1 rRNA gene is annotated in these 241 nt (G+C 53.5%); it reads left to right on the top strand.

What is annotated here, in order from left to right:
- Nucleotides 1-241: ribosomal RNA gene (locus tag SH09_RS15730) — 23S ribosomal RNA — on the top strand; the annotation flags it as partial.

Raw genomic sequence — 241 nt, 5'->3', positions numbered from 1 at the left:
AGCATGATCGCAAGGACATGTGGAGCGCTTAGAAGTGAGAATGCCGGTGTGAGTAGCGAAAGACGGGTGAGAATCCCGTCCACCGATTGACTAAGGTTTCCAGAGGAAGGCTCGTCCGCTTTGGGTTAGTCGGGTCCTAAGCTGAGGCCGACAGGCGTAGGCGATGGATAACAGGTTGATATTCCTGTACCACCATAATTCGTTTTAAGCGATGGGGGGACGCAGTAGGATAGGCGAAGCG

The sequence above is a fragment of the Staphylococcus gallinarum genome, assembly GCF_000875895.1.
GTDB classification, from domain to species: Bacteria; Bacillota; Bacilli; order Staphylococcales; family Staphylococcaceae; genus Staphylococcus; species Staphylococcus gallinarum.
This window is presented reverse-complemented; position numbering and strand designations above follow the sequence as displayed.